At 71.5% G+C, this 24,483-nt stretch carries 22 protein-coding genes; 3 read left to right on the top strand and 19 right to left on the bottom strand.

Annotated features, from left to right (window positions below; all coding sequences use genetic code 11):
• Positions 1-6 precede the first annotated feature (6 nt).
• From F563_RS0111400 to F563_RS0111365, 8 genes are all read right to left on the bottom strand, one after another.
• On the bottom strand, positions 7-1,116 hold the full coding sequence (locus F563_RS0111400; protein ID WP_019014807.1) for an efflux RND transporter periplasmic adaptor subunit: 1,110 nt from the start codon (positions 1,114-1,116) through the stop codon (positions 7-9).
• Positions 1,117-1,243: 127 nt separating this feature from the next.
• Entirely contained in the window at positions 1,244-2,317 is a 1,074-nt protein-coding gene (locus F563_RS22355; RefSeq protein WP_019014806.1) for an Ldh family oxidoreductase, read from the bottom strand.
• A gap of 5 nt (positions 2,318-2,322) precedes the next feature.
• Entirely contained in the window at positions 2,323-3,123 is an 801-nt protein-coding gene (locus F563_RS0111390; protein ID WP_019014805.1) for an enoyl-CoA hydratase-related protein, read from the bottom strand.
• A gap of 72 nt (positions 3,124-3,195) precedes the next feature.
• Positions 3,196-6,315: an efflux RND transporter permease subunit gene (locus F563_RS0111385; RefSeq protein WP_019014804.1), complete on the bottom strand. Its 3,120-nt coding sequence runs from the start codon at positions 6,313-6,315 to the stop codon at positions 3,196-3,198.
• 16 nt (positions 6,316-6,331) lie between these two features.
• Positions 6,332-7,447, bottom strand: a complete 1,116-nt coding sequence (locus tag F563_RS22350; RefSeq protein ID WP_019014803.1) for an efflux RND transporter periplasmic adaptor subunit — start codon at positions 7,445-7,447, stop codon at positions 6,332-6,334.
• A gap of 104 nt (positions 7,448-7,551) precedes the next feature.
• Positions 7,552-9,894 carry a xanthine dehydrogenase family protein molybdopterin-binding subunit gene (locus tag F563_RS0111375; RefSeq protein ID WP_019014802.1) on the bottom strand — a complete coding sequence of 781 codons (2,343 nt, stop codon included), beginning with the start codon at positions 9,892-9,894 and terminating at the stop codon, positions 7,552-7,554.
• 1 nt (position 9,895) lies between these two features.
• The gene (locus F563_RS0111370) at positions 9,896-10,894 is read right to left on the bottom strand and encodes an ABC transporter ATP-binding protein (protein ID WP_019014801.1); all 999 of its coding nucleotides are present in this window, start codon (positions 10,892-10,894) and stop codon (positions 9,896-9,898) included.
• A gap of 12 nt (positions 10,895-10,906) precedes the next feature.
• On the bottom strand, positions 10,907-11,959 hold the full coding sequence (locus F563_RS0111365; RefSeq protein WP_019014800.1) for an ABC transporter ATP-binding protein: 1,053 nt from the start codon (positions 11,957-11,959) through the stop codon (positions 10,907-10,909).
• A gap of 104 nt (positions 11,960-12,063) precedes the next feature.
• On the opposite strand from F563_RS0111365, the gene F563_RS25145 reads away from it, so the two are divergent.
• The 3 genes from F563_RS25145 (at position 12,064) to F563_RS0111350 (ending at position 14,656) form a co-directional block, all read left to right on the top strand.
• Complete coding sequence (locus tag F563_RS25145; RefSeq protein ID WP_019014799.1) at positions 12,064-12,324, top strand: Lrp/AsnC ligand binding domain-containing protein; 261 nt, start codon at positions 12,064-12,066, stop codon at positions 12,322-12,324.
• Positions 12,325-12,326: 2 nt separating this feature from the next.
• A complete protein-coding gene (locus F563_RS0111355) occupies positions 12,327-13,391 on the top strand; it encodes an AbrB family transcriptional regulator (protein ID WP_019014798.1) in 1,065 nt (354 codons plus the stop codon).
• Positions 13,392-13,786: 395 nt separating this feature from the next.
• Entirely contained in the window at positions 13,787-14,656 is an 870-nt protein-coding gene (locus tag F563_RS0111350) for a PEP-CTERM sorting domain-containing protein (RefSeq protein WP_211211423.1), read from the top strand.
• Between the two features lie 227 nt (positions 14,657-14,883).
• Here the strand turns inward: F563_RS0111350 and F563_RS22345 are convergent, their stop codons facing one another.
• From F563_RS22345 to ggt, 11 genes are all read right to left on the bottom strand, one after another.
• Positions 14,884-15,732 carry an alpha/beta hydrolase gene (locus F563_RS22345; protein ID WP_019014796.1) on the bottom strand — a complete coding sequence of 283 codons (849 nt, stop codon included), beginning with the start codon at positions 15,730-15,732 and terminating at the stop codon, positions 14,884-14,886.
• A 2-nt stretch (positions 15,733-15,734) separates the two neighbouring features.
• Positions 15,735-16,418, bottom strand: coding sequence for an ABC transporter ATP-binding protein (locus tag F563_RS0111340; RefSeq protein ID WP_019014795.1), 684 nt, complete (start codon positions 16,416-16,418; stop codon positions 15,735-15,737).
• The gene (locus tag F563_RS0111335; RefSeq protein WP_019014794.1) at positions 16,411-17,166 is read right to left on the bottom strand and encodes an ABC transporter ATP-binding protein; all 756 of its coding nucleotides are present in this window, start codon (positions 17,164-17,166) and stop codon (positions 16,411-16,413) included. The genes F563_RS0111340 and F563_RS0111335 overlap by 8 nt, the downstream gene beginning before the upstream one ends.
• Entirely contained in the window at positions 17,159-18,163 is a 1,005-nt protein-coding gene (locus F563_RS0111330) for a branched-chain amino acid ABC transporter permease (protein WP_019014793.1), read from the bottom strand. The genes F563_RS0111335 and F563_RS0111330 overlap by 8 nt, the downstream gene beginning before the upstream one ends.
• Positions 18,156-19,076, bottom strand: a complete 921-nt coding sequence (locus F563_RS0111325; protein ID WP_019014792.1) for a branched-chain amino acid ABC transporter permease — start codon at positions 19,074-19,076, stop codon at positions 18,156-18,158. The genes F563_RS0111330 and F563_RS0111325 overlap by 8 nt, the downstream gene beginning before the upstream one ends.
• Positions 19,077-19,256: 180 nt before the next feature.
• Complete coding sequence (locus tag F563_RS0111320; protein ID WP_026299515.1) at positions 19,257-20,441, bottom strand: ABC transporter substrate-binding protein; 1,185 nt, start codon at positions 20,439-20,441, stop codon at positions 19,257-19,259.
• A 30-nt stretch (positions 20,442-20,471) separates the two neighbouring features.
• Positions 20,472-21,092, bottom strand: coding sequence for a nitrile hydratase subunit alpha (gene nthA / locus F563_RS0111315; RefSeq protein WP_019014790.1), 621 nt, complete (start codon positions 21,090-21,092; stop codon positions 20,472-20,474).
• Positions 21,082-21,390, bottom strand: coding sequence for an SH3-like domain-containing protein (locus tag F563_RS25930; protein WP_019014789.1), 309 nt, complete (start codon positions 21,388-21,390; stop codon positions 21,082-21,084). Before F563_RS25930 ends, nthA begins: the two co-directional genes overlap by 11 nt.
• Positions 21,387-21,695: an SH3-like domain-containing protein gene (locus F563_RS25925; protein ID WP_019014788.1), complete on the bottom strand. Its 309-nt coding sequence runs from the start codon at positions 21,693-21,695 to the stop codon at positions 21,387-21,389. The genes F563_RS25930 and F563_RS25925 overlap by 4 nt, the downstream gene beginning before the upstream one ends.
• A 38-nt stretch (positions 21,696-21,733) precedes the next feature.
• On the bottom strand, positions 21,734-22,867 hold the full coding sequence (locus F563_RS22340; protein WP_051089373.1) for an amidase family protein: 1,134 nt from the start codon (positions 22,865-22,867) through the stop codon (positions 21,734-21,736).
• Complete coding sequence (gene ggt, locus F563_RS0111295) at positions 22,868-24,466, bottom strand: gamma-glutamyltransferase (RefSeq protein ID WP_019014787.1); 1,599 nt, start codon at positions 24,464-24,466, stop codon at positions 22,868-22,870.
• Positions 24,467-24,483 lie beyond the last annotated feature (17 nt).

The following is a 24,483-nucleotide window of genomic DNA, read 5'->3' as shown; positions in this document are numbered from 1 at the left end:
CGACGGTCAGCCGCGCGGGGCGCCGTTGGCGGGCGGCGCCGCCTCGGGCGGCAGCACCGCGACCGCCGCACCCGGCCGAAGCTTCATCTGGCCCGCGGTGACGACGACATCGCCGGGCGCGAGCCCTTCGGTCACCTGCACCCTGCCCTCGCGGCGCAGCCCGAGCGTGACGGGCTGGGGCTGCGCCTTCCCGTCCACCACCTTCATCACCAGCATCCGCCCACCGAACGGCACGATCGCCGCCTCCGGCACCATGATCGCCTGCGGCTCCTCGCGCAGCGTCAGCCGCACCCGCGCGAACAGGCCGGGCCGGAGAAAGCCGTCGCGATTCGGCAGGGACGCGCGCACGGCGATGCTGCGGCCCACCGGGTCGATCGCCGGATCGATCGCCACCACCTCGCCGGGGAAGGTCCGGTCCGGGAACGCATCGACCGTCACGGCGAGACGCTGACCGACGCTGACGCGCGAGAGGAACACCTCCGGCACGCGGAAGTCGAGCTTGATCGGATCGATGCTCTCGAGATTGACGATGTCGGCGCCGACATTGACGAAGGCGCCGGGGCTGACGCGGCGCAGCCCGACCATGCCGTCGAACGGGGCAACGAGCCGGTACTTCTCCAGTCGGGCCCGGCCGAGTTCCACCGCCGCCGTGGTGGTGCGCAGCGTCGCCACCGCCTGGTCGCGCGCGACCGCCGAGCCCGCGCCGCGGGCATAGAGATCCTGCGCGCGGCGCGCATTCGCCTGCGCGAGTTCGAGCTCGGCCTCCGCCTGGGCAAGCTCCGCACGCGGGATCGAGTCGTCGAGCTGCACCAGCACCGTGCCGGCCGTGACGACGCTGCCCTCGGCGAAGCCGATCTCGGCGACTCGGCCGGCCACTTCCGGCCGCAGCATGACGCTCTCGTTCGAGCGCAGCGTGCCGATCGCGACGATCTCCTCGGCGATGCGCTCGACCGCGACCGGCTCGGCCAGCACGGGCACGGCGAAGCCCCCCGGCGGCCCACCGGGGCCGGCCGCGGCAGTCGCGCCCTGCTGGAGCTGCTGCTGGAACCGCCACAATCCGAAGCCGCCGCCCGCGAGGACGGCGAGCGCGAGCACGGCGACAATGAACCGACGCATGTGGGTGCACTCCGGTCGCGAAAGGCGGGCCGGGGATGTCCCGAGCCCGCCTTCGCTGAACTATACGGTTCAGTCTAGTCCTGCCGCCGTGCCGCCGCAACCCCGCCGGGTATGCAGCCCTGGCCGGCTACAGCGGCGGGTCGAGCCCGACCAGGGCGGCCGCCTCGTTCACCTGGGCGATGGTGCGGGCGTCGAGCGGCACGCCGTCGGCCGCGCGGCGGGCGCGGGTCGCAGCCTCCGGCTCGCCCGGCAGCATCACCGGGCGGGCCGGGTCGATCGGCGCGGCGGACTTCACCCAGGCCGCATAGTCGGCAAGCGCCGGGCCGAGCCAGGCCGGATCGGCCGCCTGATCGACCGCGACCGTGACGATCATCAGGTTGTTGCCGCCCTGCTCGTCGGTGCCCGGCGGGGGATAGTCGGCACCGCCGCCCGAGAGCATCCCCGCGAGCAGGTCGGTGAACACGTTGAGGGCATAGCCCTTGTGGCCGCCGAACGGGATCATCGCCCCCTCGGGCGGGCCGAAATAGGCGTTCGGGTCGCGCGTCGGCGTGCCGTCGGCAGCGATCACGGCGGCCTCGGGCAGCAGCTCGCCCTTGTTGCGCGCCACACGCAGCTTGCCCACGGCGTAGTAGGAGGTGGAGAAGTCGAGCACGACGTGGGGGTTGGCGGGGCGCGGCATCCCCATGGCGATCGGGCTCGCGCCGAGCCGCCGGCCGATGCCGCCCCAGGGCGCGATCACCCCGCCGCCGGGCCGCGGGGCGTTGCAGAAGATGATGCTCGCCATGCCGCGCTCGGCCGCACGCTCGGCATAGGCGCCGAGCCGGCCGACATGGCCCGCGCGGCGGAGCAGCACGGTTCCCGCACCCGAGACCGCAGCCATCGAACACGCGCGGTCGGTCGCGGCATTGGCGAGCGGCTGGCCGAGCCCCATCGCGCCATCGAGCACCACGAGGGCGGGCGCCTCGCGCACCACCGCAATCTCGCGGCCCGCATGGAAGTAGCCGCGCCGCAGCGCCTTCACATAGGGCAGTACGCGGATCATGCCGTGGCTGTCATGGCCGCAGAGATTGGCATCCGCGAGATGGGCCGCCACGGCCTCCGCCTCCACGGCCGGACAGCCGACCGCGCGGAACACCGCCTCGGCCGCCGCGCGCAGGCGCTCCACGTCGAACACCCTGATGTCGGGCGCGGTTCCCTCCATCGCGCTCATCCCTTCGCCGGCGCCCAGGCGGGACGGCGCTTCTCGCGGAACGCCGCGAGCCCCTCCTTCCCCTCGGCCGAGGCGCGCTGCATCGCGCTGTCATGCGCGAGCCACGACATCGTGCCGGCATCGAGCGTCCAGCCGGTGGCACCCAGCATGCTCGCCTTCGAACGCGCGACCGCGCCAGGGGCGGCCATCAGCGCCTCGCCGACCACCTCTTCCACGCGCGCATCGAGCCGCTCCGCCGGCACGACCTCGTGCACGAGGCCGATGCGCTGCGCCTCGGCGGCACCGAAGCGCTCGCCCGTGAGGCCGTAGCGGCGCGCCTGACGCAGCCCGAGCGCGTGCACCATGTGCGTGCTGATGGGGGTGGGCGCGACACCGACGCGCACCTCGGTCAGGCCGAAGATCGCGCCCTCCTCGGCGATCGCGATGTCGCAGCAGCACACCACGCCGGCACCGCCGCCGAAGCAGCCGCCGCGCACCTTGGCGATGGTGATCTTCGGCAACTCGTTCAGCATCTGCATCGTGCGCGTGGTCGCCATCGAGGCGACATAGGCGCGCTCCGGCGTGTACTCGGCCGCGCGCGCGAGCCAGGTGATGTCGGCGCCGGCCTGGAAATGCTTCCCCTGCCCGGCGATCACCACCACGCGCACGGAGGCGTCGGCCGCGAGGCGCGCGAGCCCGTCCTGCAACGCCGCGAGCATGTCCTCGTCATAGGCGTTGTTCACCTTCGGCCGGTTCAGCGTGACGCGCGCCACGCCGCGCGCATCGATCTCCAGCAGCACCGGTTGGTCGTCGCTCATGATCCCTCCCGCATCCTCGCCGCATCCTGCGACGGCGCGGCAAGCGGCGGAAGGGTCAGGCCGGGGAGGCTGCTATTCGGCCGGCTGCGGGTGCGCTCGCGGCGGCGCCGCGTCGAGTGCCGCGAGGCGCCGCGCGATCTCGCCGGTGGGCTTGGTGAGCGGTGCCAGCAGCAGGTAGAGCGCCGGGATCGCGAACAGCGTCACCAGCGTCGCGAGCCCCATGCCGCCGATGACCACGACGCCAAGCGCCTCGCGGCTCTCCGCCCCGGCGCCGGTCGCGGTCGCGAGCGGCCAGGCGCCGAGGATGGTGGCGATGGTCGTCATCAGGATCGGCCGGAGCCGCGCGACCGAGGCTTCCAGAACCGCCTCGCGCACGGCGAGCCCCTGGTCGCGCAGCTGGTTGGCGAACTCCACCACCAGGATGCCGTTCTTGGCCATCAGCCCGATCAGCAGGATGAGGCCGATCTGGCTGAACATGTTCAGCGAGAGGCCGAGCAGATGGAGCGAGAGCAGCCCACCCGTCACGGCGAGCGGTGTCGAGAGCAGGATGATGAAGGGGTGGACGAAGCTCTCGAACTGCGCGGCGAGCACGAGGAAGACGATCAGCAGCGCGAGCGCGAAGGTCACATAGAGCGCGCTCGATCCCTCCTTGAACTCGCGGCTCTGGCCGCGCCAGGTGGTGCGCGCGTCGGGCGGCAGCACCTCCGCCGCCGCGGCCTCGACCCGGTCCAGCGCCTCGCCGAGCGCGACGCCGGGGGCGAGGCTCGCGGTCACGGTGATCGAGCGCAGCCGGTCCTCGCGGTTGAGCGACTGCGGGCGCGCGAACTCGGAGACGGTGATCAGGTTGGAGAGCGGCACCAGCCCACCGGTGGAGGTGCGCACGAAGATGTTCTGCAGATCGTAGGGCGTGACGCGGTCCTCCGCGTCCGCCTGCATGATCACCTTGTACTCGTTGCCGCGCTCGACATAGGTGCCGACTTCGCGCGCGCCGAGCATGGTCTCGATCGTGCGGCCGATGGTCTGGATCGAGATGCCGAGATCGGCCGCGCGGCGGCGGTCGATCTGCACGCGCATCTCGGGCTTTGTCTCCTTGTAGTTGCTGTCGATGTTCACCAGCAGCGGAATCTCGCGCAGCCGCTCCATCACCGCATCGCGCCACTGCACCAGCGTGTCGTAGTCGGGGCCCTGGAGCACGAGCTGCACCGGCGCCTGGAAGCCCCGTTGGCCGAGCGAGCCGGGATTGACGGCGAAGGCGCGCACGCCGGGGATCGCCGACACCTTCGGGAAGATCTCCGCGGTCAGGTCCTGCTGCTTGACCGTCCGCTCGTGCCAGGGCGCGAGCCGCAGGAACACGTTGGCCGTGTTCGAGACCGGCGGGCGCTGCCAGCCGCCGGCCGAGGCGAAGACGGTCACCGCGTCGCCGCGTTCGACATAGGGCCAGAAGATCTCCTCGACCTTCAGCACATGCTCGCGCGTATAGGCGAAGGACGCCCCTTCCGGCGCGGTGATCGGCACCACGACGACGCCGCGATCCTCGACCGGCGCGAGCTCCTTGGGCAGCGAGATGAACAGCACCACCGCCACCGCCGACAGCACGCCGGCGCCCGCGAGCACGATGATCGGCGCGCCCAGCGCGCGCTCGAGCGTCCAGCGGAAGCCGCGGTTGAGGGCGACGAAGGCTGGCTCGGTGAGCCGCACCAGCCGGCTGTCGCTCTCGTGGCCGCGCAACAGCTTCGAGCACATCATCGGCGTCAGCGTGAGCGCGACGAACCCGGACACCAGCACCGAGGCCGCGAGCGCGAAGCCGAACTCGCTGAACAGCCGGCCGGTCTGGCCTTCGAGGAACGAAATCGGCACGAACACCGCGACCAGCACCAGCGTGGTCGCGATCACGGCGAAGGCGATCTGCCGCGCCCCGCGATAGGCCGCGACCAGGGGCTCTTCGCCCTCCTCGATGCGGCGGTGGATGTTCTCCAGCACGACGATCGCGTCGTCGACGACGATGCCGATCGCCAGCACCATGCCGAGCAGCGTCAGCACGTTGAGCGAGAACCCCAGCGCGGCCAGCGCGATGAACGAGCCGATGATCGAGACCGGGATCGCCACCGCCGGGATCAGCGTCGCGCGCAGGCTGCGGAGGAACAGGAAGATCACCGCGAGCACCATCGACAGCGCCACGAACAGGGCGTGGAACACCTCGTAGATGGACTGGGCGATGAACAGGCTCTCGTCGTAGCCGTAGACGATGCTGATGCCGTCGGGCAGGGCCGATTTGAGGCGCTCGATCTCCGCCTTCACGCCCTCGGCGACCGAGAGCGTGTTGGCCGTGGACTGGCGCTGGATGCCGAGGCCCACACCGGTCTGCCGCATGACGCGCAGTTCGCCCCGGTCATCCTCGGGCCCGATCTCGACGCGCGCGACATCGCCGAGCGTCACCTGCGTGCCGCCGCGCTGCGCCACCACGACATTGCGGAACTGCTGCGGCGTCGAGAGCCGGGTATCGGTGCGCACGGAGAACTCGCGCGCGCTGCTCTCCAGCCTGCCGCCCGGCAGCTCGACATTCTCGCGCCGGATCGCGGTCTCGACATCGTCCACCGTGAGCCCGCGCGCCGCGAGGGCGCGCCGGTCGAGCCAGACGCGCATGGCGAAGCGGCGCTCGCCGCTGATGATGATGTTGGCGACCCCGTCCACGGTGGAGAGCCGGTCCACCATCAGCGAGCGGGCGATGTCGGTCAGTTCGAGACCGGAATGTCGATCCGAGATCAGTGTCGCCCACAGGATCGCGCGCGCATCCGCATCCTGTTTCGCCACCACCGGCTGCTCGGCGGTCTCGGGCAACCGGTTGAGCGCGCGCGCCACCCGGTCGCGCACGTCGTTCGCGGCGGCGTCGATGTCGCGGTTGAGCCGGAACTCGATCGTGACCTGGCTGCGCTCGTCCCGCGAGGTCGAGGTGATCGCCCTGATCCCCTCGATGCCGGCGACCGCACCCTCGATGATCTCGGTCACCTGGGTCTCGACCACCGGTGCTGCGGCACCGCGATAGGTGGTCGTCACCGAGACGATCGGGGCATCGATCTGCGGCAATTCGCGCACCGGCAGCTTGGTGAAGGCCGCGAGGCCGAGCACCACCAGCAGCAGCGACATGACGGTCGCGAAGACCGGCCGCTTGATCGAGACGTCGGAGAGGACCATCGCGCGCGCCTTCGCCTCAGCTCACCGGCCGGCGCAGCACATCGACGACGTTCACCGGCACGCCGTCGCGCAGGCGCTGCAACCCGCGCACCACCACCTGCTCGTCCGGGGCGATGCCGTCGAGCACCTCGACCTCGCCCCGCACGCGCGTGCCGAGCTTCACCTCCTGGCGCACGGCGCGGCCGTTGCGCACCGCAAAGACGAAGGCGCGGTCACCGACCGGATCGATCGCCTCCTCGGGCACCAGCAGCGCGCTCGGGCGTTCGGCGAGCGTCAGCGCGATGTTGAGGAACAGGCCGGGCTTCAGGCTCTCATCGGGGTTGTCGAACTCGGCGATCGCGCGGACCGTACGGGTCGCGGGATCGATGCGCGTATCGATCACCGTCACGACGCCCTCGAAGCGCCGTTCGCCATAGGCGGGGCTGGTCGCGCCCACCCGCTGCCCGGCGGAAAGACGGGCGACGAACACCTCGGGGATCGCGAACTCGACGCGCAGGCGCGAGAGGTCGTCCAGCGTGGTGACCACCGTGCCGGGCTGGATCAGCGCGCCGAGGCTCACCTGGCGCAGCCCGACCCGGCCCGAGAACGGGGCGATGATCTTCATCTCCTCGATGCGCGCCGCCGCCTCGCGCACCTGCGCCTCGGCCTGGCGCAGGGCCGCCTCGAGCTGGTCGATCTGCGCCTCGGCCACGGCCTGGGTCGCGCGCAGCTGGCGCGCGCGGTTGAGCCGCGTGCGGGCATCGTCGGCCGCGGCGCGCGCGCGATCATGCGCGGCGACCTGCTGGCTGCGGTCGAGCTCGATCAGGACGTCGCCCGCCGCCACCGCCTGGCCTTCCGTGAAGTTGATGGCAACGACGATGCCGGAGACCCGGCTGGTGACGGTGACGGCCTCGCGGGCGCGCGCCGTGCCGATCGACTCGACCCGCTCGACCACCGGCGCCTGGCGCACCGGCGCGGTCGCTACCTGCACCCGGGCGCCCTGGCCACCGGCCCGCGGCGCGCCGTTCGCGGCGGGCTGGACGCCGATGAGATTGCCCAGGTCAGGCAGGCCGAGCCGGTCGCCGTAGGCCACCCATCCGGCCCCCACCGCGGCAAGCGCGGCGACAATCACGAGTTGCGACGCCGTCCGCATCGACGGTGGTCCCCCATGGCACGCCGCGCCTTACATGACATCTCGCCGGGACGGGAACAATCTCCTTCCGGCTCACGATGTCGCGTAAAACGTGACAAATCGTATCAGGCGCCTCCCCGCAGCGCCCGCCAGACGCGCTCGGGCGTGCAGGGCATGGGCAGCGGCAGGGCATCCGCGGCCACGCCCGCCGAGCGCAGCGCGTCCGAGACCGCATTCATCGTGGCCGGCAGGCTGCCGGCGCAGCCCGCCTCGCCGCAGCCCTTCACGCCGAGGGGATTGGTGGCGCAGGGGATCTCGACCGTCGCCCAGTCGATGTCGGGCAAGTCGTCGGCGCGCGGCAGGGCGTAGTCCATGAAGGAAGCGGTCGCGGTCTGGCCGGTCTCCGGGTCATAGACCATGTCCTCGAGCAGGATCTGCCCGACCCCCTGGACGATCCCGCCCGTGACCTGGCCGCGCAGGGTGAGCGGGTTCACCACCACGCCGAAATCGTTGACCGCGGTGTAGCGCACCAGCCGCACCACGCCGGTCGCGGGGTCGATCTCCACCTCGGCGACGTGGCAGCCGTTCGGATAGTTCGGCACCCGCTGGGTCGGATGGGCGGCGGCTTCGAGGCCAAGGCTCTCGTCCTCCGGCACCATGGCCGGGTCCCAGGCGGCGGCGGCGACCTCGGTGATGCCGACGGCGCGGTCCGTGCCCGCGATGCGGAAGCGGCCGCGCTCGGCGACGATGTCCTCGACCGCCGCCTCCAGCAGGTTCGCGGCGATCTTCCGTCCCTTGGCCTCGATCGCCTCGGCGCAGCGCCAGAGCCCGACGCCGGTGACCGTCAGCGTGCGCGACCCGGCCGTGCCCGAGGCATAGCCGGTGACATCGGAATCGCCCTGCACCACGCGGATGCGCTCGAAGGGCACGCCGAGCCGGTCATGCAGGATCTGTGCGAACACGGTCTCGTGCGGCTGGCCGTTCGACACCGCGCTCAGCGTGACGGTCACGCCGCCCGCGCGGTCGAACGCCACCTGCACGCGGTTGTCGCGGAAGCCCGAGGGCTCGACATAGACGCCGAAGCCGAGGCCTCGCCGCATCCCGCGCGTTTCCGCCTCGCGGCGGCGCGCGGCAAAGCCGGCGCGGTCGGCGAGCTCCAGCGCACGCTCCATCACGCCGGCGAAGTCGCCGCTGTCATAGGTCTGGCCCGTGGCGCTGCGATACGGCATCGCCGAGGCGGGCACGAGATTGCGCCGGCGCAGCTCGGCCGGGTCCATGCCGATCGCGGCGGCGGCGGCATCCACCGCCACCTCCAGCGCATAGGCCGCCTCGGGCTTGCCGGCGCCGCGATAGGCGTCGATCGGCGCCGTGGTGGTGAGATAGCCCTCGCTCCGAACGTGGAATGTCGGGATCGTGTAGGGGCCGACGACGATGCGCGGGCCCCCGATCGTGTTGATCGCCGGGCCGAAGCCGACGCAGTAGGCACCGAGATCGGCGGTCCAGGTCCAGCGCGTCGCGGTGATGCGCGCCTCGGCGTCAAGCGCGAGCTCGACCGTGATCTCGTGGTCGCGCCCGGCGCTGTCGGCGGTGAAGGCCTCGGTGCGCTCGGCCTGCCAGCGCACCGGCGCGCCGAGCATCTGTGCCGCGTGCAGCAGCGCCACATGCTCCGGGTAGGCGTGGTTCTTCATGCCGAACCCGCCGCCGACATCCGGCGTGACGATGCGCAGGCCCTGCGGCGGCACGCCGAGCGCGTCGCGCGTGAGCTCGCCATGCGCCTCGGTCGTGCCCTGGGTCGCGGCGAGCAGGGTCCAGCGGCCGAGTGCCCCATCCCAGGACGCGAGCGCCCCGCGCGTTTCCAGCGGCGCCACCGAGACGCGGTTGATCCGGATCGGTACCGAGACGGTGTGGGCGGCGGCGGCGAAGGCGCGTCCGGTCGCGGCCGCGTCGCCCGCCTGCCAGCGATGCACGCGGTTGCCGGGGAAGCCCTCGTGGATCGGCGCGGCCTGGCGCGCGGCGGCGATGCCGATCACCGGATCGAGCGGCTCCCAGTCGATCGCCACCGCCTCGGCGCCGTCGCGCGCGGCGGCGAGGGTCTCACCCACCACCATCGCCACGGCCTCGCCGACGAAACGCGCGCGTTCATGCGGCAGGGCGAGGCGCGGCGGGAAGCGCACGGGCTTGCCGTCATCGCCCGTGTAGCTCAGCCGGCAGGGCAGCGCGCCGCGCCCGGCGGCGCGCAGATCGGCCCCGGTGACGACGGCGACCACGCCCGGCGTGGCGCGCGCGGGGCCGGCATCGAGCGAAACGATCCGCGCATGCGCGTGCGGCGAACGGACGAACACCGCGTGCAGCGCCTCGCGCGGCGCGAGGTCGTCGACGAAGCGGCCCCGGCCGCGCAGCAGGCGCGGGTCCTCGGTGCGGCGCACCGGCTGGCCGATGCCGAAGCGCAGCGGCACGGTATCGTGCATCTCAGGCGGCGATCCGGATGCAGCGCGCCATGTGTTCGGGCACGGGCCGCTTCTCCGCCGGCACGGCGGCCCGGCACGCCTCCTCGGCATAGGCGCAGCGCGGCGCGAAGGCGCAGCCCGGCGGCAGGCGCGCGAGATCGGGCGGCGCGCCCGGAATGGCAGCGAGGCGCACGCCGCGCAGCCCCGCATGCACGGTGCTGCCCATCAGCCCCTGGGTGTAGGGATGCAGCGGGCGCTTCATCACCTCCTCGACCATGCCGGACTCCACGAAGCGGCCGGCATACATCACCGCCACGCGGTCGGCGATCTCGCCCGCGACGCCGAGATCGTGCGTGACGAAGATCACGCCCATCCCGAGTTCCTGTTGGAGCTTGCGCAGCAGCAGCAGGATCTGGATCTGCACCGTGGCGTCGAGCGCGGTGGTGGGCTCGTCGGCGAGCAAAAGCTTGGGCCGGCAGGCAAGCGCGATCGCGATCATCGCGCGCTGGCGCAGCCCGCCCGAAAGCTCGTGCGGATAGTTGCCGAGCCGCCGCTTCGCCGAGGGAACCTGCACGAGCTCCAGCAGTTCCAGCGCGCGCCGGTCCGCCTCGGCGCGGGAGATGCCTTCGTGGCGGATGATCGTCTCGGCGATCTGGGTGCCGATGGTGAACACCGGGTCGAGCGCGGTCATCGGCTCCTGGAAGATCATCGACACGACGCCGCCGCGGAAATCCTCGAGCGCGCGCGGCGCCATCGCCAGCACGTCCTGGCCGGCCACACGGATATCGCCCTCGATCACGGTCTTGCGCGCGGGCAGGAGCCGCATCAGCGCGCGCAGGCTCACGGACTTGCCGGAGCCCGACTCGCCCAGGATCACCAGCACCTCGCCGGCGGCGAGATCGAACGACACGCCGTTCACCGCGTGCACCGTCGCCTCCTTGGAGACGAAACGCACGGTGAGGTCGCGCACCGAAACGAGCGCGTCGGTCGCGGCGGCGCGGTCGAGCGTGACTGCCTCCATCGCCTCCCCTCCTCAGGCGGCGCGCGCGGCGGCGCGGCTGTGGCCCGAGCCCGGCACCTGCATGTGGCAGGCGGCGAGATGCGGGTCGTGCGATCCGGCGCCCGCGAGCGTCGGCACCACGGCCGCGCACACATCCTCGGCGAACGCGCAGCGCGTGCGGAAGCGGCAGCCGGAGGGAGGGTTGATCGGGTTGGGCGGGTCGCCCGTCAGCGGCGGCTCGGTCATGCGCCGGGCCGGGTCCATCGACGGGCGCGAGGCCAGCAGCGCCTGGGTATAGGGATGGCGCGGCGCGCCGTAGATGCTCTCCACCGGGCCGATCTCCGCCACCTGGCCGAGATACATCACCAGCACGCGGTCGGAGATGAACTGCACCACGTTCAGGTCGTGGCTGATGAAGATGTAGGTGAGTCCGAACTGCTGCTTCAGGTCGATCAGCAGGTTCAGCACCTGCGCCTCGACCGACTTGTCGAGCGCGCTCACCGGCTCGTCGAGCACGATCACGCGGGGTTCGAGCGCGAGCGCGCGGGCGATGTTCACCCGCTGGCGCTGCCCGCCCGAGAGCTCGTGCGGATAGCGCCGGGCGAACTGGTCCGGCGCGAGCCCGACCGCGGCGAGCAGCTCGCGCGCCTTCGCCCGCGCCTTGGCCTTGGGCACGCCGTGCACGGTGGGCGCGAAGGCGATCGTGTCCTCGATCGGCAGGCGCGGATTGAGCGAGGCGTAACTGTCCTGGAACACCATCTGGATCTGCCGGCGCATCTCGCGCAGCGACATCCCGCCCGGCCCCACCGGTTCGCCGTCGAAGATCACCTCGCCCGCATCCGGCTCCATCAGCCGCATCAGCAGCCGCGCGGTGGTCGACTTGCCGCAGCCGGACTCGCCGACGATGCCGAGCGTCTCGCCCTTCATCACGGAGAAGCCGATCCCGTCCACCGCCTGCACCGTGCCGGCGGCGCGGTTCAGCAACCCGCCCTTGATCGGGAAGTAGCGCTTGAGGCCGCGCACGATCAGCAGCGGCTGGGCGGGGCCGCCGCGGTCGCGCGGGGCGGAGGCGGTGTCGATGGCCATGCGCGAGTGTCTCCGGTCCGCCCGCGCCACGCAACCGACATGCCAGCCGCGGGTTGTGAAGCCCCTCGCCTGCACCTAGCATCCGCCCGGCGAAGGAGACCGCGATGCGACCGCTGTTCGTCCTCATCAAGTGCGAGATGGGCCGCGCCTACGAGACGGCGCGCGAGGCCGTGGACCGGATCGACGAGGTGAGCGAGATCTACTCGATCTCGGGCCAGTACGACCTGCTCGGGAAGTTCTACCTCGCCCCCGATCAGGACCCGGGGCTGTTCGTCACCGAGACCGTCCAGCGCCTGCCCGGGGTGAAGGACACCTTCACCCTGATCACCTTCAACGCTTTCTCGGGGTCAGGCGCGTCCCGCTGAGCGTGCCTGTTCCGTCGGCACGGCTGGTCGCGACCCAGGCACGCACGCTCGCGGTCGCGATCCTGGGCGGCTATGTCGCGCATCTGCTGCATGTGCCGCTCGCCTGGATGATCGGCGCGATGGTGGCCGTCGCCGCGGTCGCCTTCGCGGGCCGGGACGTCGCCGCGATCGCGCTCGCCCGCCCGGTGGCGATGCTGGTGCTCGGCACCGCGCTCGGCCAGACCTACACGCCGCCGGTGCTGCGCGCGCTCGCGGGCAGCCTGCCGGCGCTGATCGTCGCCGGGCTGGGTTCGATCCTGGCCGGGGCGGCGTCGAGCCGGATGACCGCGCGGATCGCCGGGATCGACACCAAGACCGCCTATTACGCGTCCGTTCCGGGCGGGATCATCCTGATGGTGATGCTGGCCGCGCGCGCCGGGCTCTCGGTGCCGACCGTGACGCTGATCCAGACGCTCCGCATGGTGCTGGTGGTGCTGACCTTCCCGCCGCTGCTGGTCGCCTTCGTCAAGCCGGGCGTGGACGTGTTCAGCCTGGTGCCGGTGCCGGTCGCGTGGGCGGTCCTGCCGCTGCTGTTCGCGGCCACCACGGCGGGGGCGTTCGTGCTGCGGCGCTTCGGCATCGCCAATGCGTGGATGTTCGGGCCCGTATGCGTCTCGCTGGTGCTGGCGCTCCTGGACCGGCCGCTCTCCGGCGTGCCCGGGGTGCTGATCGACGCGGCGCAGGTGCTGATGGGGTGGTCGCTGGGCACACGCATCAATCGGGAGTTGATCCTGCGCTCGCGTCCGCTCGCCATCGCGTCGGTGGCGGCGACCGGCCTGCTGTCGCTGCTGAGCGTGCTGGTCGGCATCGTGGTGGCGGTGGCGTTCGGCCTGCCGGTGGCGGCCGCCATCCTGGGCACCGCGCCGGGCGGGCTGCCCGAGATGGCGATCACGGCGAAGGTGCTGAACCTTGGCGTGCCGCTGGTGCTCGGCTTCCACCTGGTGCGGATCTTCCTCTGCAACCTGTTCGTCGAGCCGTTGTACCGCGTCTATGCCTGGGCGGAACGGAAGCTGGGCCTGCCGAGTTGAACGCGCCCGACCCGCCCGCCAGATCGTGTGAAGCGGGCCGGTCAGCGCTGGTCGAATGACGCGACGCTTTCCGGGCATTGGACGCCCGTTCCACACGGAGGAGGGGCGTGCGATGTCGAAACATTTTACATCCATCGGGCGTCAGCGGCGTTCCGCTTGCCGCCAAGGCGCGGCTTCGCGTCGGAAATTTTTACAACGCGTTGCTGTTACGAATCGCTCATCGAAAAAGCTTCGTTGAATCAGAAGGTTGCTCGACTGGCATGCCAATTGCTGACGTATTCCTACATCCGCGGCTCGGTCGGGGGACGTTGCGGATGCGCGGCAACCAACGGGGGCAGTTCATGAGAGCAGTTCTTCTGGCCGGGGCCTTGACCCTCGGTCTCACGGCGGGGGCCATGTCGGCGACCCTGACCGGCAACTACGTGAACGTGGGCGTCAACACCCTGGGCACGCTGGGCAGCGGCGGCTCCACGGCGCCCGGCATCCAGCATGACCCGACCGGCACGCAGAACTTCGGCGTGAACGACTACCTCACGCCGGGCTCGCCGAGCGAGGGTTTCGCCATCAACAGCGATCAGACGGGGTTCAGGCAGAACAACAACTACGGCTTCCCCGGCTTCGCCGACGACTTCGGCAGCGGCGCCGTGACCACAGGCACCGTCGCCGGCTTCGACCATTCCGCGAGCTGGACCGGCGGCATCGCCGGCGTGCTCTCGATCACCAACAGCTACTTCTTCAACAACGGCGACGAGCGCGTCAACGTCACCACCACGATCACCGCGCTGACCGATCTGACCAATCTCGCCTTCGGACGGCATCTGGATCCGGATCCGGACGTGAACACCTTCGGCTCCTTCGACACGCGCAACACCCGCGGCAACACCCTGTTCGCGCCGGAGGATCTCGTCTCGGCCGCCGGGTTGCAGACGGGCCTGACCATCGGGCTGCTGAACCTGACCACGGGCTACACGTCGAACACCGGCATCAGCGGATTCTGCTGCGCGATCGACGACCCGTATAACGTGCTTCTGGGCTACGGTCCGACCTTCCCGACCACCAACGACGGCGACTACGGCTTGCAGATGGCGTGGAGCATCGGCGATCTCGCGGCCGGCCAGACCGCGACGATCCGCTATGCCTATGTGATGGGCGAGCGCCAGGGGGATGTCGGCGGCGACCCGAAGCCGGTGCCCGAGCCCGCCTCGCTCGCGCTGCTCGGCCTCGGCCTCGCCGGCCTCGCCCTCGCGCGGCGGCGGCGGCCCTGAGACGGCGCGCCTGGCGCCGGCCGGATACCCGGCCGGCAACGGCGCTGCCGACCTGTGATACCGGGCTGCCAAAGGTTTGACCTTTGGCGGCCCGGGATCGCGCGCAGGGCTGGTGTGGCGGCTGCGCGCCAAAGGGAACCTCATACCCGGCGCACGACGGTGAAACCCTCGTGCGCCGGGTATGAGACTCTCGGCGGGGAGGCCCCTGGGCCTCCCCGCACGCCGTTTCAGGCCGACCCGACAAGCATGCCGAGCCCGATCGGCATCAGCGGACCGTCAGGTTCGGCCCACGCATCCTGCACCGTGAAGTGGTTGCGCCCGGGCAGCTCCAGCGCCGCGACCGCCGCTCCCTGCTGCGACCAGCGCCGCGCGAAGCCGTGGGTCTGGCGCAGGAACTCGGCACTCTCCGCCCCGCCGACGGCCGCGATCACGCGCAGCCCCCTCGGCGGGGCGAGGTAGAGTGCGGAGAGCCGCGTCGCCTCGGCGAGATCGAGCTGCAGCGCGACGTTCAGCGAGGTCGCGAGCAGCGGCGGCAGTTCGAACACGCCGGAGGACGGCAGCACGCCGGCGAAACGGAGATCGGGCAGGCCGCGCGCCGCCCAGTCGGTCGCGGCCAGGGTCGCGGCGAGATGTCCGCCTGCGGAATGACCACCGACCAGCCAGCGCCGCGACAGGCCGAGGGCCGGCGCCTCGCGCCAGAGCGCGCCCACAGCGGTCCGCACGTCCTCGATGAGCGCGGCGAGGCTCACCTCCGGGCAGAGCGGATAGCCGGGCATCGCCACCGCCACCCCGCGCGCAAGCCACGGGGTGGCGATCCAGGCGACATCGCGGCGGTGGCGGCGCTGCCAGTAGCCGCCGTGGACGAACACCAGCACGGGCGGATCGCTGCCCCCCGTCGGCAGATAGACATCGATCGCGCGCCGCTCGCCCTCGCCATAGGGCAACACGCGCGGCGGATGCGCGGTGAGCGCCGCCGCCATCGCGCTCGCCCAGCGCGCGTCGATCGCCGGGAAGTCCGGCACCGCCGTGACGGTCGCGTACTGCTTCTCGAGCCAGCCGTATCCCGGATCACCCATCGTCACACCCCGAGCATGCCGTGCAGCAGCTCCTGATCCGCGAGCAGCGCCTCGCCCGCCCCCTCCCACGCCACCCTGCCCTTCTGGAGCACGGTGAAGCGATCGGCCAATCGCGCCAGCGCGCGCACGTCCTTGTCCACCACCAGGATGGAAAGCCCCTCGTCCTTCAGCCGCGCGAGCACCGCCCAGATCTCGGCGCGCACCAGCGGGGCGAGACCCTCGGTCGCCTCGTCGAGGATCAAGAGGCGCGGATTGGTCATCAGCGCGCGGCCGATCGCCAGCATCTGCTGCTCGCCGCCCGAGAGCGTGCGCCCTGGCTGGCCCGCGCGCTCCTTCAGCCGGGGAAACAGGGCGAACACGCGGCGCTCGTCCCAGCCCTTGCCGCGCGCGGTGGCGATCAGGTTCTCGCGCACGGAGAGCGTCGGGAACACCTGTCGGCCTTCCGGCACCAACCCGATGCCCTGGCGCGCGATCCGGTGCGGCGGCTCTGCCGTGACGTTGCGCCCATCGAGCAGGATCCTGCCCGCGCGGGCGACCAGACCGAGAACCGCACGGATCGTCGTGGTCTTGCCCATGCCGTTGCGCCCGGCGAGCGCCACCACCTCGCCCGCGCGCACGCGCAGGTCGATGCCGAACAGCACCTGGCTCGCGCCGTAGGACGCGGTGACGCCGGCGAGCTCAAGCATCCACCACCTCGCCGAGATAGGCCTCGCGCACCGCCGTGTCGGCGCGGATCATCTCGGGCGCGCCGGAGGCGATGACGCGGCCCTCGGCCAGCACGGTGATGCGGTCGGCGAGCCGGAACACGGTGTCCATGTCGTGCTCGACCAGCAGCATCGCCACGCGCCCCTTCAGTGCGGCGAGGCGCGCGGCCATCTCGGCCGTCTCGGCCGGGCCGAGCCCCGCGGTCGGCTCGTCGAGCAGCAGCGCGCGCGGGCGCATCGCCATCGCCACCGCGAGTTCGAGCTGGCGCTGCTCGCCGTGACTCAGCAGGCCGGCGGGAACCTGCGCGCGCTCGGCAAGCCCCGCGGTGACGAGCGCCGCATCGGCACGTGCCGCCAGCGTCGCGAGGCTGTCGGCACGGCGGAGGAAGTGGAACGGCGTGCCGACGCGCGACTGCACGGCCAGCATCACGTTGCGCCGGGCCGAGAACTCGCGGCAGAGCTGGGTGATCTGGAAGGTGCGGCCGAGGCCCGCGAGTGCGCGGCGCGAGGGCCGCGCGCGCGTCACGTCATCGCCGTCGAAGACGACGGAACCGCTGTCGGGCATGATCTCGCCGGCGAGCAGCGCGAGCAGCGTGGACTTGCCCGCGCCGTTCGGGCCGATCACCGCATGGCACTCGCCGGTGACGAGGTCGAGCGACACATCCGCCACGGCCGCAAGCGCGCCGAAGCGCTTGGAGAGGCGTTCGGCGCGCAGCAGCGGCTCAGCCATGCGCCGGCGCCCCCGAGACTTGCCCCCAAAGGCCGCGGCGGAAGAACAGCACGCAGAGGAGCAGGATCGGACCGAGCACCAGCATCCAGTGCTCGGTCACCGCGGAGAGCTCCTCCTCGAGCAGCAGCAACGCGAAAGCGCCGAGCACCGGGCCGAACAGCGTTCCCTGCCCGCCCAGGATCACCATCATGATCAGCTCGCCCGAGCGCTGCCACGACAACAGGTCGGGCGAAACGAAAGCCGCCTGGTTGGCGAGCACCGCACCCGCAACGCCCGCCGCCGCGCCCGAGATGGTGAACGCGAGCAGGCGGATGCGATACACGGGATAGCCGAGCGCAAGCATCCGCCGCTCGTTCTGCCGCGCGCCCCTGAGCGCGAGTCCGAACCGCGCCTCCATGACGCGGCGCGCGACCAGCAGGAACCCGACCAGCAGCGCGAGCGCCAGCCAGTAGATCGGCTGGTCGCCGTCGAGCGGCAGGTCGAGCAGATTGTTGCGCGCGGGCAGCATCAGCCCGTCCGTGCCGCCGTACTCGGGGATCGCGAGCACGAGGAAGTACACCATCTGCGCGAAGGCGAGCGTGATCATGATGAAATGCACGCCGCGGGTGCGCAGGCTGACCGCGCCGATCAGGAACGCGAGCGCGCCCGCCGTGATCGCGGCCGCCGGGAAGGCGACGAGGGCATCCGCGCTGCCGCCGATCTCGACCGGCCAGCGCAGCACGGGCGTGCGTTGCCCCGCGTGGTGCAACAGCACGCCGGTGACATAGGCGCCCGTGCCCAGGAACGCGCCGTGGCCGAAGCTGACCAGCCCGCCATAGCCGAGCACGAAGTCGAGCGCCGCGGCCGCAAGCCCGTAGGCCAGCATCCGCGTCATCACGGGCAGCAGATAGCCGCGGTCGAGGGCAGTGAGCACGAAGGGCGCGACGAGCAGCGCGACCAGTCCGAGCCGCGCGGCGATCCAGCCGCGTCGGACGTGCCATGGTGCCGGCTCACGCATGGCGAGGGAACAATCCTTGCGGGCGAATGGCCAGGATCAACGCCATCAGCAGATACACCGCAACCGCGCCGAGATTGGCCGCGACCTGATCCGCCGCCGACGGCTCCATCATCCCGCGCAGCACGGTCGGCAGCACGGCGCGCGAGAGCGTATCGACCAGCCCCACCAGCAGGGCGCCGGCCATCGCGCCCCGCACCGAGCCGAGCCCGCCGACGACCACGACGACGAAGGTGAGGATCAGGATCTGCTCGCCCATCCCCACCTGCACCGCGAGCAGCGGTCCCGCCATCATGCCCGCGAGCCCGGCCAGCGCGCCGCCGATCGCGAACACCAGCGCGAACAGCACCTGGATGTTCACCCCGAGCGCCTGGACGATCGCGCGGTGCGTCGTGCCGGCGCGGATCAGCATGCCGAGCCGGGTGCGCGCGATCAGCCACCACAGGAAGGCCGCGGCGAGGATGCCGGCGCCGATGATCGCGAGGCGATAGGCGGGGTAGGGCACACCCGGGATGATCTCCACGCTGCCGGCGAGCGCCTCGGGCGTGCCGAGGAAGATCGGCTGCGGCCCCCAGACGATCTTCACCGACTCGTTGGCGATCAGGATCACCGCATAGGTGACGAGCACCTGGTCGAGATGGTCGCGCGCATAGAGGCGCCGGATCAAGGTCAGTTCCAGCAGCAGCGCGATCAGGGCGCTCGCCGCCACGCCGGCGAGCACGCCAAGCGCGAAGGAGCCGGTGCGCGCGGTGACGGTGGCGCCGGCGAAGGCGCCCAGCATGTAGAGCGAGCCGTGCGCGAGGTTGATCACGTCCATCACGCCGAAGATCAGCGTGAGGCCCGCCGCCATCAGGAACAGCATCACGCCAAGCGTGAGGCCGTTGAGCGTCTGCTCAAGGAGGAGAAGGGAATCCATGAAAGGAGCTCGGGGGGACTACGCTACCGGGTCCCATCGCGGCAAGCCGCGATGGGAGCCCGGTCCCCCCGAACCCCCCTGCACAGGGCGTCGCTCCCTTTGGTCGCGACGCACGCCCCGACCAACGGGAGGGGCGCCCTCCAGGGGGGTCCGGGGGGCCTTGCGGCCCCCCGGGACTTCTTACGCCAGTTTACACTGCGACGCATACGCGTCCTGGTGATCCTGGAACGCCGTGCCGATCGTGCGGTTGACGATCCGTCCACGCTCGTCCTTCACCACCTCGCGCATGTAGATCGTCTGGATCGGATGGTTGTTGTTGCCGAACCGGAACTGACCACGCACCGACTGGAAGTCCGCCCGCTTCAGCGCCGCGGCGAAGGCCGCCCGGTCGCCCACCCGCCCGCGCGTCGCCGCGATCGCCGAGCCGATCAGCAGCGCCGCGTCGTAGCCCTGGCTGGCATAGAGGCTCGGCAGCCGCCCGTACTCGCGCTCGAAGGTGTCGACGAACTGGCGGTTCGCCGGCACCGGCAGGTCGAGCGCCCATTGCGACGAGTTGAAGCAGCCGAGCGCGTCCTCGCCCACCGCCGGGAGCACGTCCTGGTCGAAGCTGAAGCCCGGGCCGTAGAGCGGCACGCGCCCGCGCAGCCCCGCCGCCGCGTACTGCTTGATGAAGTTGATGCCCAGGCCACCGGGCAGGAAGATGTACACGGCCTCGGGGTTGGCGTTGCGGATCGCCGCGAGCTCGGCCGCGTAGTCGAGCTGATCGAGCCGCGTGTACTGCTCCGCGATCACCTCGCCCTTGAAGAAGCGCTTGAACCCGGTCAGCGCATCGCGCCCTGCCGGATAGTTCGGCGCGAGGATATAGGCGCGCTGCTTGTTCTGCTGCGTGACGTACTGGCCGACCGCCTCGTGCAGGTTGTCGTTCTGCCAGGCCACGTTGAAGTAGTTCGCGTTGCAGCCCTCGCCGGCGAGCTGGCTCGGCCCGGCATTGGCGCTGATGTAGGTCGCGGCGGGCAGCACCACCGGTGCGACCGCCAGCATCACGTTCGAGAACACGATCCCGGTCAGCACCTGGATGCGATCGCGGCGCACCATGCGCTCGGCGATCGCGCGGCCGTTCTCGGGACGCAGGCCGTCATCGGCGATCACGACCTCGACCGGCAGACCACCGAGCCGGCCGGACGCGTTCTTGACGACCAGGTTGAAGCCGTCGCGGATGTCGTTGCCGAGTGCCGCTCCAGGCCCGGACAGCGTCGTGATCATGCCGATCCGGATCGGCCCTGTTTGCGCGAGCGCCGGCGCGGCGAGCCCCGTCAGCGGCACCGCGGCGGATGCCGCCAGCATGCTCCGTCGTGTCAAGGTCATCGTGAACCTCCCCTGTTCGCTCTCAACGGCTCATGCGTTCGGCAGAGCCGTGCCGATCATGCAGTCGCGCGACACGATCTCCGCCAGCCGCGCCTCATCCCACCCGTCGGTCCCCGCAGGCCGGCGCGGCAGCACGAGATAGCGCAGATCCGCGGTGCTGTCGTGCACCCGAACGGCCATGCTGTCGGACAGCCGAACGCCGAACTCGGCCAGCACCACGCGCGGCTCGCGCACGGCGCGCGAGCGGTATTCGAAGCTCTTGTACCAGTCGGGCGGGATGCCGAGCAGCGGCTTCGGGTAGCAGCTGCACAGCGTGCAGACGATCATGTTGTGGATCGTGTCGGTGTTCTCGACCACATGCAGCGGGGTCGCGCCCATCTCGACGCCGAACTCGCGCACGGCCGCGCTGCCGTCCGCGAGCAGCCGCGCCTTGAACGCGGGATCGACCCAGGCACGCGCGACCACCTGCGCGCCGAGCGCGGGGGTGATCGTGTCCATCCGCTCCACCTGGCGCGCGACCTCGCCCGGGGCGAGCACGCCCGCTTCCTCAAGCAGCTCGCGCAGCGCGCGCGCGCCGATCGCCGAGCGCGAGGCGAAGGACGGATCGTCCGGCGCGTGGTCGTGGTGATGGTGCGGACCGTCATGCGGCATGGGCCGGCTCCAGCCAGTGCTCGTAGAGCTCGATGTCCACCGTGTCGCCGGGATCGCCTTCGTATCGGTCCCAGACCGCACCGAGCGGGAAACGGACGCGATACAGCACCTGCATCGGCAGCCCGTCCTCGCCGACCGCGAGCCCCTCCGGGTTGCGGAACGGCCCCATCACCTCGGCGACCGTGCCGGTCAGCCCACGCACGTAATGCGGCGTGCGGATGTGCTGCCGGCCGAGGCTGATCGCAGGGCGCTCGCGCGCCACCCGCACCGCCACGCCGGGGGCGAAGCGCGCGCTCACCGCTTCGCCTCGAGCTCGGCGACGCGCGCGGCGAAGGAGCCGGGCGGGATCACCCCGTCCTTCTCCATGGTCCAGGCGATGCTGGCCAGCCAGCGCTCGTAGTAGCTGAGTCGGCGATAGTCCTCGGCCGGCATCTGTTCGATGCCGAGCCGCAGCTTGTCCGCCGACATCAGCCCCTTCTGGCCGAGCACGTAGCGGATCGCATCCACCTCCTTCTCCCACGGCGCGAGCGCGTGCTCCGCGCGCGGCACGGGGCCGGCGGGATCGCCGCCGATGTCGTGATGGCCTCGATCGGTCTCGCTCATGGCACGAGTCTAGGGGGTAGCGCGCGCGTCGGGCAATGTCAGGCTGCGCGCCCGACATGCGCCAGCATGTCGGCCCCTGGCAGGGTGTGGATCGGCGGCGCCTTGGCGAGCGCTTCGAGGTCGGGCAGCGGCCGGGCGCAGCGCTCGGTCCGTGCCATCGCCCGCTCGATCGCCGCCGCCGCGGCGAGCAGGAACGCGTCGCCCCGCCGCGGCCCGACGATCTGCAGGCCGAAGGGGAGGCCGTTCGCGTCCAGCCCGCAGGGCAGGATGATCGCCGGGTGGCCGGCGAGCGTCACCGCATAGGGCAGCGCGAGCCAGTGGTAGTAGGAGCGGAGCTTCACCCCGTCGATCTCCATCGGCGCAAGCTCGGTCCAGGGCCGCGGCTGCACCGTCATGCCCGGCGTGATGATCAGGTCGTGGTCCTGGAAGAAGGCGTGGAAGCGCCGCGCGATCGCGGTCTGCGCGGCATGCGCGCGGGCGTGATCCTCCAGCGTATAGGTCAGCCCCTCCTCGACATTGGCGATGATGTTCGGACCGAGCATGTGGCGCCGGGTGCGATAGGCCGGCAGGTGCTTGGCGAGCGCCCCTTCGGCGCGCAGCACGGCGAAGGCGTCGTCGGCGCCGCTCATGTCGGGGCTCGCCTCGGCGACCTGCCCGAACAGGTGGCGGATGCGCCCGATGCGGTCACGGAACAGCCCGCGCACCTCCTGCGAGGTCGGGCAGAAGCCGAAATCCTCGGTCACCGCGACGCGCAGCGTGCCGGGATCGACCTCCCTGAGCGGATAGAACGACGTCGCATCGACCGGGCAGGAGAGCGGATCGCGCGGATCGTCCGTCGCCATGGCCGAGAGCATCAGCGCCAGATCGGGCACGTTGCGCGCCATCGGGCCGAGCACGGAGAGCGGCGTCCAGCCAAGGCCGCGCTTCTCCGACGGCACGAGGCCCGGGGTCGGCCGGAAGCCGACGATGCCGCAATAGGCGGCCGGGTTGCGCAGGGAACCGCCCGTGCGCACAGGCGCGAGCGGCCGGCACGCCTCCCACAGTTCCGGCCCCGCGGCGCGGTGGATCGCGCCGCACACCCCGCCGCCCGGCAGCAGATGCTCGTTCGCCGCGTTCACGATCGCGTCGAGATCGAGCGTGGTGATGTCACCCTGCCAGGCGCGGAGCGGCATTCAGAACCCCATCGCGCAGCCGTCCTTGCGCGGATCGGACCCGGCCACGAGCGAGCCGTTCCTGTGATCGATCCAGATCGCCTGGCCGCCGCCATGCGGCTTCTCGACCAGCTTCGGCGTGTGGCCCATGCGCGCGAGCCGATCGACCGTCGCGGCGGGAATGCCGCGCTCGACCTGCACCTCGCCTGAGCGTGGAAAGAGCCGCGGCGCGTCGATCGCCTCCTGCACGTCCATGCCGTGATCGAACATGTTTGCGAGCACGCTCGCATGGCCGAAGGGCTGGTAGTGGCCGCCCATCACGCCGTAGGGCATCACGGCGCGGCCGTCCTTCATCACCATGCCGGGGATGATCGTGTGCATCGGCCGCTTGCCGGGCGCGATGCAGTTCGGGTGGCCGCGCTGAACGCGGAAGCCGAAGCCTCGGTTGTGCAGCATCACACCGGATTTCGGCGCAAGGATGCCCGAGCCGAACCCCTCGAACAGCGAGTTGATGAAGCTCGCCGCATTGCCGTCGCCGTCGACCACGCAGAGATAAACGGTGTCGGCGTGGGCGGGCAGGATCTCGGCCATGCCGGCGGGCGGGAGTTCGCGCATCGCCCGCTCGGGGTCGATCGTGCGCGCGAGCGCGTCGAGATAATCCGGCGAGAGCAGGCGCGCGACCTCGACCTCCACCTGCGCGGGGTCGGCGAGGAAGGCGTCGCGGTCGCGATAGACGAGCCGCCCCGCCTCGATCGCGGTGTGCCAACGCTCGGCCGACATCGGCAGGGCGGCCGGCTCCAGCCGGTCGAGCACGCCGAGCAGCATGAGCGCGATCAGCCCCGAGCCGTTGGGCGGGCACTGCACCACCTCGTAGCCGCGGAACGTGCCGCGGATGGGGGTGACGAACTCGGCCGTCGCGTTGGCGAAATCCTCCTCGGTGTGCAGGCCGCCGAGGCTGCGCAGCTTGGCCACCATGTCGGCCGCGATCGGGCCTTCGTAGAATGCCTTCGACCCGTTCTTCGCGATCGCGCGCAGCGTCGCCGCAAGTTCGGGCTGGCGGAACACCTCGCCCGCCTTCAGGGGCGCGCCGTTGCGCAGGAACTTCACCCGGCTGTCCGGATCGGCGGCGAGCTTGTCGCGCGACGATGCCCAGTCGCTCGCCGTGCGGTCGTGCACCGGATGCCCCTCCTCGGCGAGGCGGATCGCCGGCTGCAGCACCTCATCGAGCCCTTTGCGGCCGTGCCTGGCGAGCAGCGCCTCCCAGGCGCGCACGGCGCCGGGGATCGTCACGACATGCGGGCTCAGCGGATCGAGCGCCGTGATGCCCTGCGCCTCGAACCAGTCGATGGTGGCGGCTGCGGGCGCCTTGCCCGAGCCGTTCATGGCGATCACGTCGTTCGAGCCGGTCGGCGCGTAGAGGCAGAAGCAGTCACCGCCGATGCCGGTGGATTGCGGCTCGACCACGCAGAGCACGGCGCAGGCCGCGACCGCGGCGTCGAGCGCATTGCCGCCCGCGCGCAGGATGTCGAGTGCGGCGAGGGTCGCGACCGGCATCGAGGTCGCGGCCATGCCGTTCACCCCGCGGGCGGGGCTGCGGCCAGGGAAGTGGAAATCGCGCATCGGTCTCTCCGTTTCGG

Source organism: Elioraea tepidiphila DSM 17972 (assembly GCF_000378465.1).
GTDB classification, from domain to species: Bacteria; Pseudomonadota; Alphaproteobacteria; order Acetobacterales; family Acetobacteraceae; genus Elioraea; species Elioraea tepidiphila.
Note: the sequence above shows the minus strand (reverse complement) of the source record. Positions and strands in the feature narration are given on the sequence as shown.

Excerpts from the sequence above, each read along its gene's own strand:
- F563_RS0111400 (WP_019014807.1), bottom strand. The coding sequence starts at position 1,116 with ATGCGTCGGTTCATTGTCGCCGTGCTCGCGCTCGCCGTCCTCGCGGGC.
- F563_RS0111335 (WP_019014794.1), bottom strand. The coding sequence starts at position 17,166 with ATGGCTGAGCCGCTGCTGCGCGCCGAACGCCTCTCCAAGCGCTTCGGC.
- F563_RS0111340 (WP_019014795.1), bottom strand. The coding sequence starts at position 16,418 with ATGCTTGAGCTCGCCGGCGTCACCGCGTCCTACGGCGCGAGCCAGGTG.
- F563_RS0111320 (WP_026299515.1), bottom strand. The coding sequence starts at position 20,441 with ATGACCTTGACACGACGGAGCATGCTGGCGGCATCCGCCGCGGTGCCG.
- F563_RS22355 (WP_019014806.1), bottom strand. The coding sequence starts at position 2,317 with ATGGAGGGAACCGCGCCCGACATCAGGGTGTTCGACGTGGAGCGCCTG.
- F563_RS0111375 (WP_019014802.1), bottom strand. The coding sequence starts at position 9,894 with ATGCACGATACCGTGCCGCTGCGCTTCGGCATCGGCCAGCCGGTGCGC.
- ggt (WP_019014787.1), bottom strand. The coding sequence starts at position 24,466 with ATGCGCGATTTCCACTTCCCTGGCCGCAGCCCCGCCCGCGGGGTGAAC.
- F563_RS0111390 (WP_019014805.1), bottom strand. The coding sequence starts at position 3,123 with ATGAGCGACGACCAACCGGTGCTGCTGGAGATCGATGCGCGCGGCGTG.
- F563_RS0111330 (WP_019014793.1), bottom strand. The coding sequence starts at position 18,163 with ATGCGTGAGCCGGCACCATGGCACGTCCGACGCGGCTGGATCGCCGCG.
- F563_RS0111370 (WP_019014801.1), bottom strand. The coding sequence starts at position 10,894 with ATGGAGGCAGTCACGCTCGACCGCGCCGCCGCGACCGACGCGCTCGTT.
- F563_RS25925 (WP_019014788.1), bottom strand. The coding sequence starts at position 21,695 with ATGAGCGAGACCGATCGAGGCCATCACGACATCGGCGGCGATCCCGCC.
- F563_RS22350 (WP_019014803.1), bottom strand. The coding sequence starts at position 7,447 with ATGCGGACGGCGTCGCAACTCGTGATTGTCGCCGCGCTTGCCGCGGTG.
- F563_RS25145 (WP_019014799.1), top strand. The coding sequence starts at position 12,064 with ATGCGACCGCTGTTCGTCCTCATCAAGTGCGAGATGGGCCGCGCCTAC.
- F563_RS0111385 (WP_019014804.1), bottom strand. The coding sequence starts at position 6,315 with ATGGTCCTCTCCGACGTCTCGATCAAGCGGCCGGTCTTCGCGACCGTC.
- F563_RS0111365 (WP_019014800.1), bottom strand. The coding sequence starts at position 11,959 with ATGGCCATCGACACCGCCTCCGCCCCGCGCGACCGCGGCGGCCCCGCC.
- F563_RS22340 (WP_051089373.1), bottom strand. The coding sequence starts at position 22,867 with ATGCCGCTCCGCGCCTGGCAGGGTGACATCACCACGCTCGATCTCGAC.
- nthA (WP_019014790.1), bottom strand. The coding sequence starts at position 21,092 with ATGCCGCATGACGGTCCGCACCATCACCACGACCACGCGCCGGACGAT.
- F563_RS0111325 (WP_019014792.1), bottom strand. The coding sequence starts at position 19,076 with ATGGATTCCCTTCTCCTCCTTGAGCAGACGCTCAACGGCCTCACGCTT.
- F563_RS22345 (WP_019014796.1), bottom strand. The coding sequence starts at position 15,732 with ATGGGTGATCCGGGATACGGCTGGCTCGAGAAGCAGTACGCGACCGTC.
- F563_RS0111350 (WP_211211423.1), top strand. The coding sequence starts at position 13,787 with ATGTCGGCGACCCTGACCGGCAACTACGTGAACGTGGGCGTCAACACC.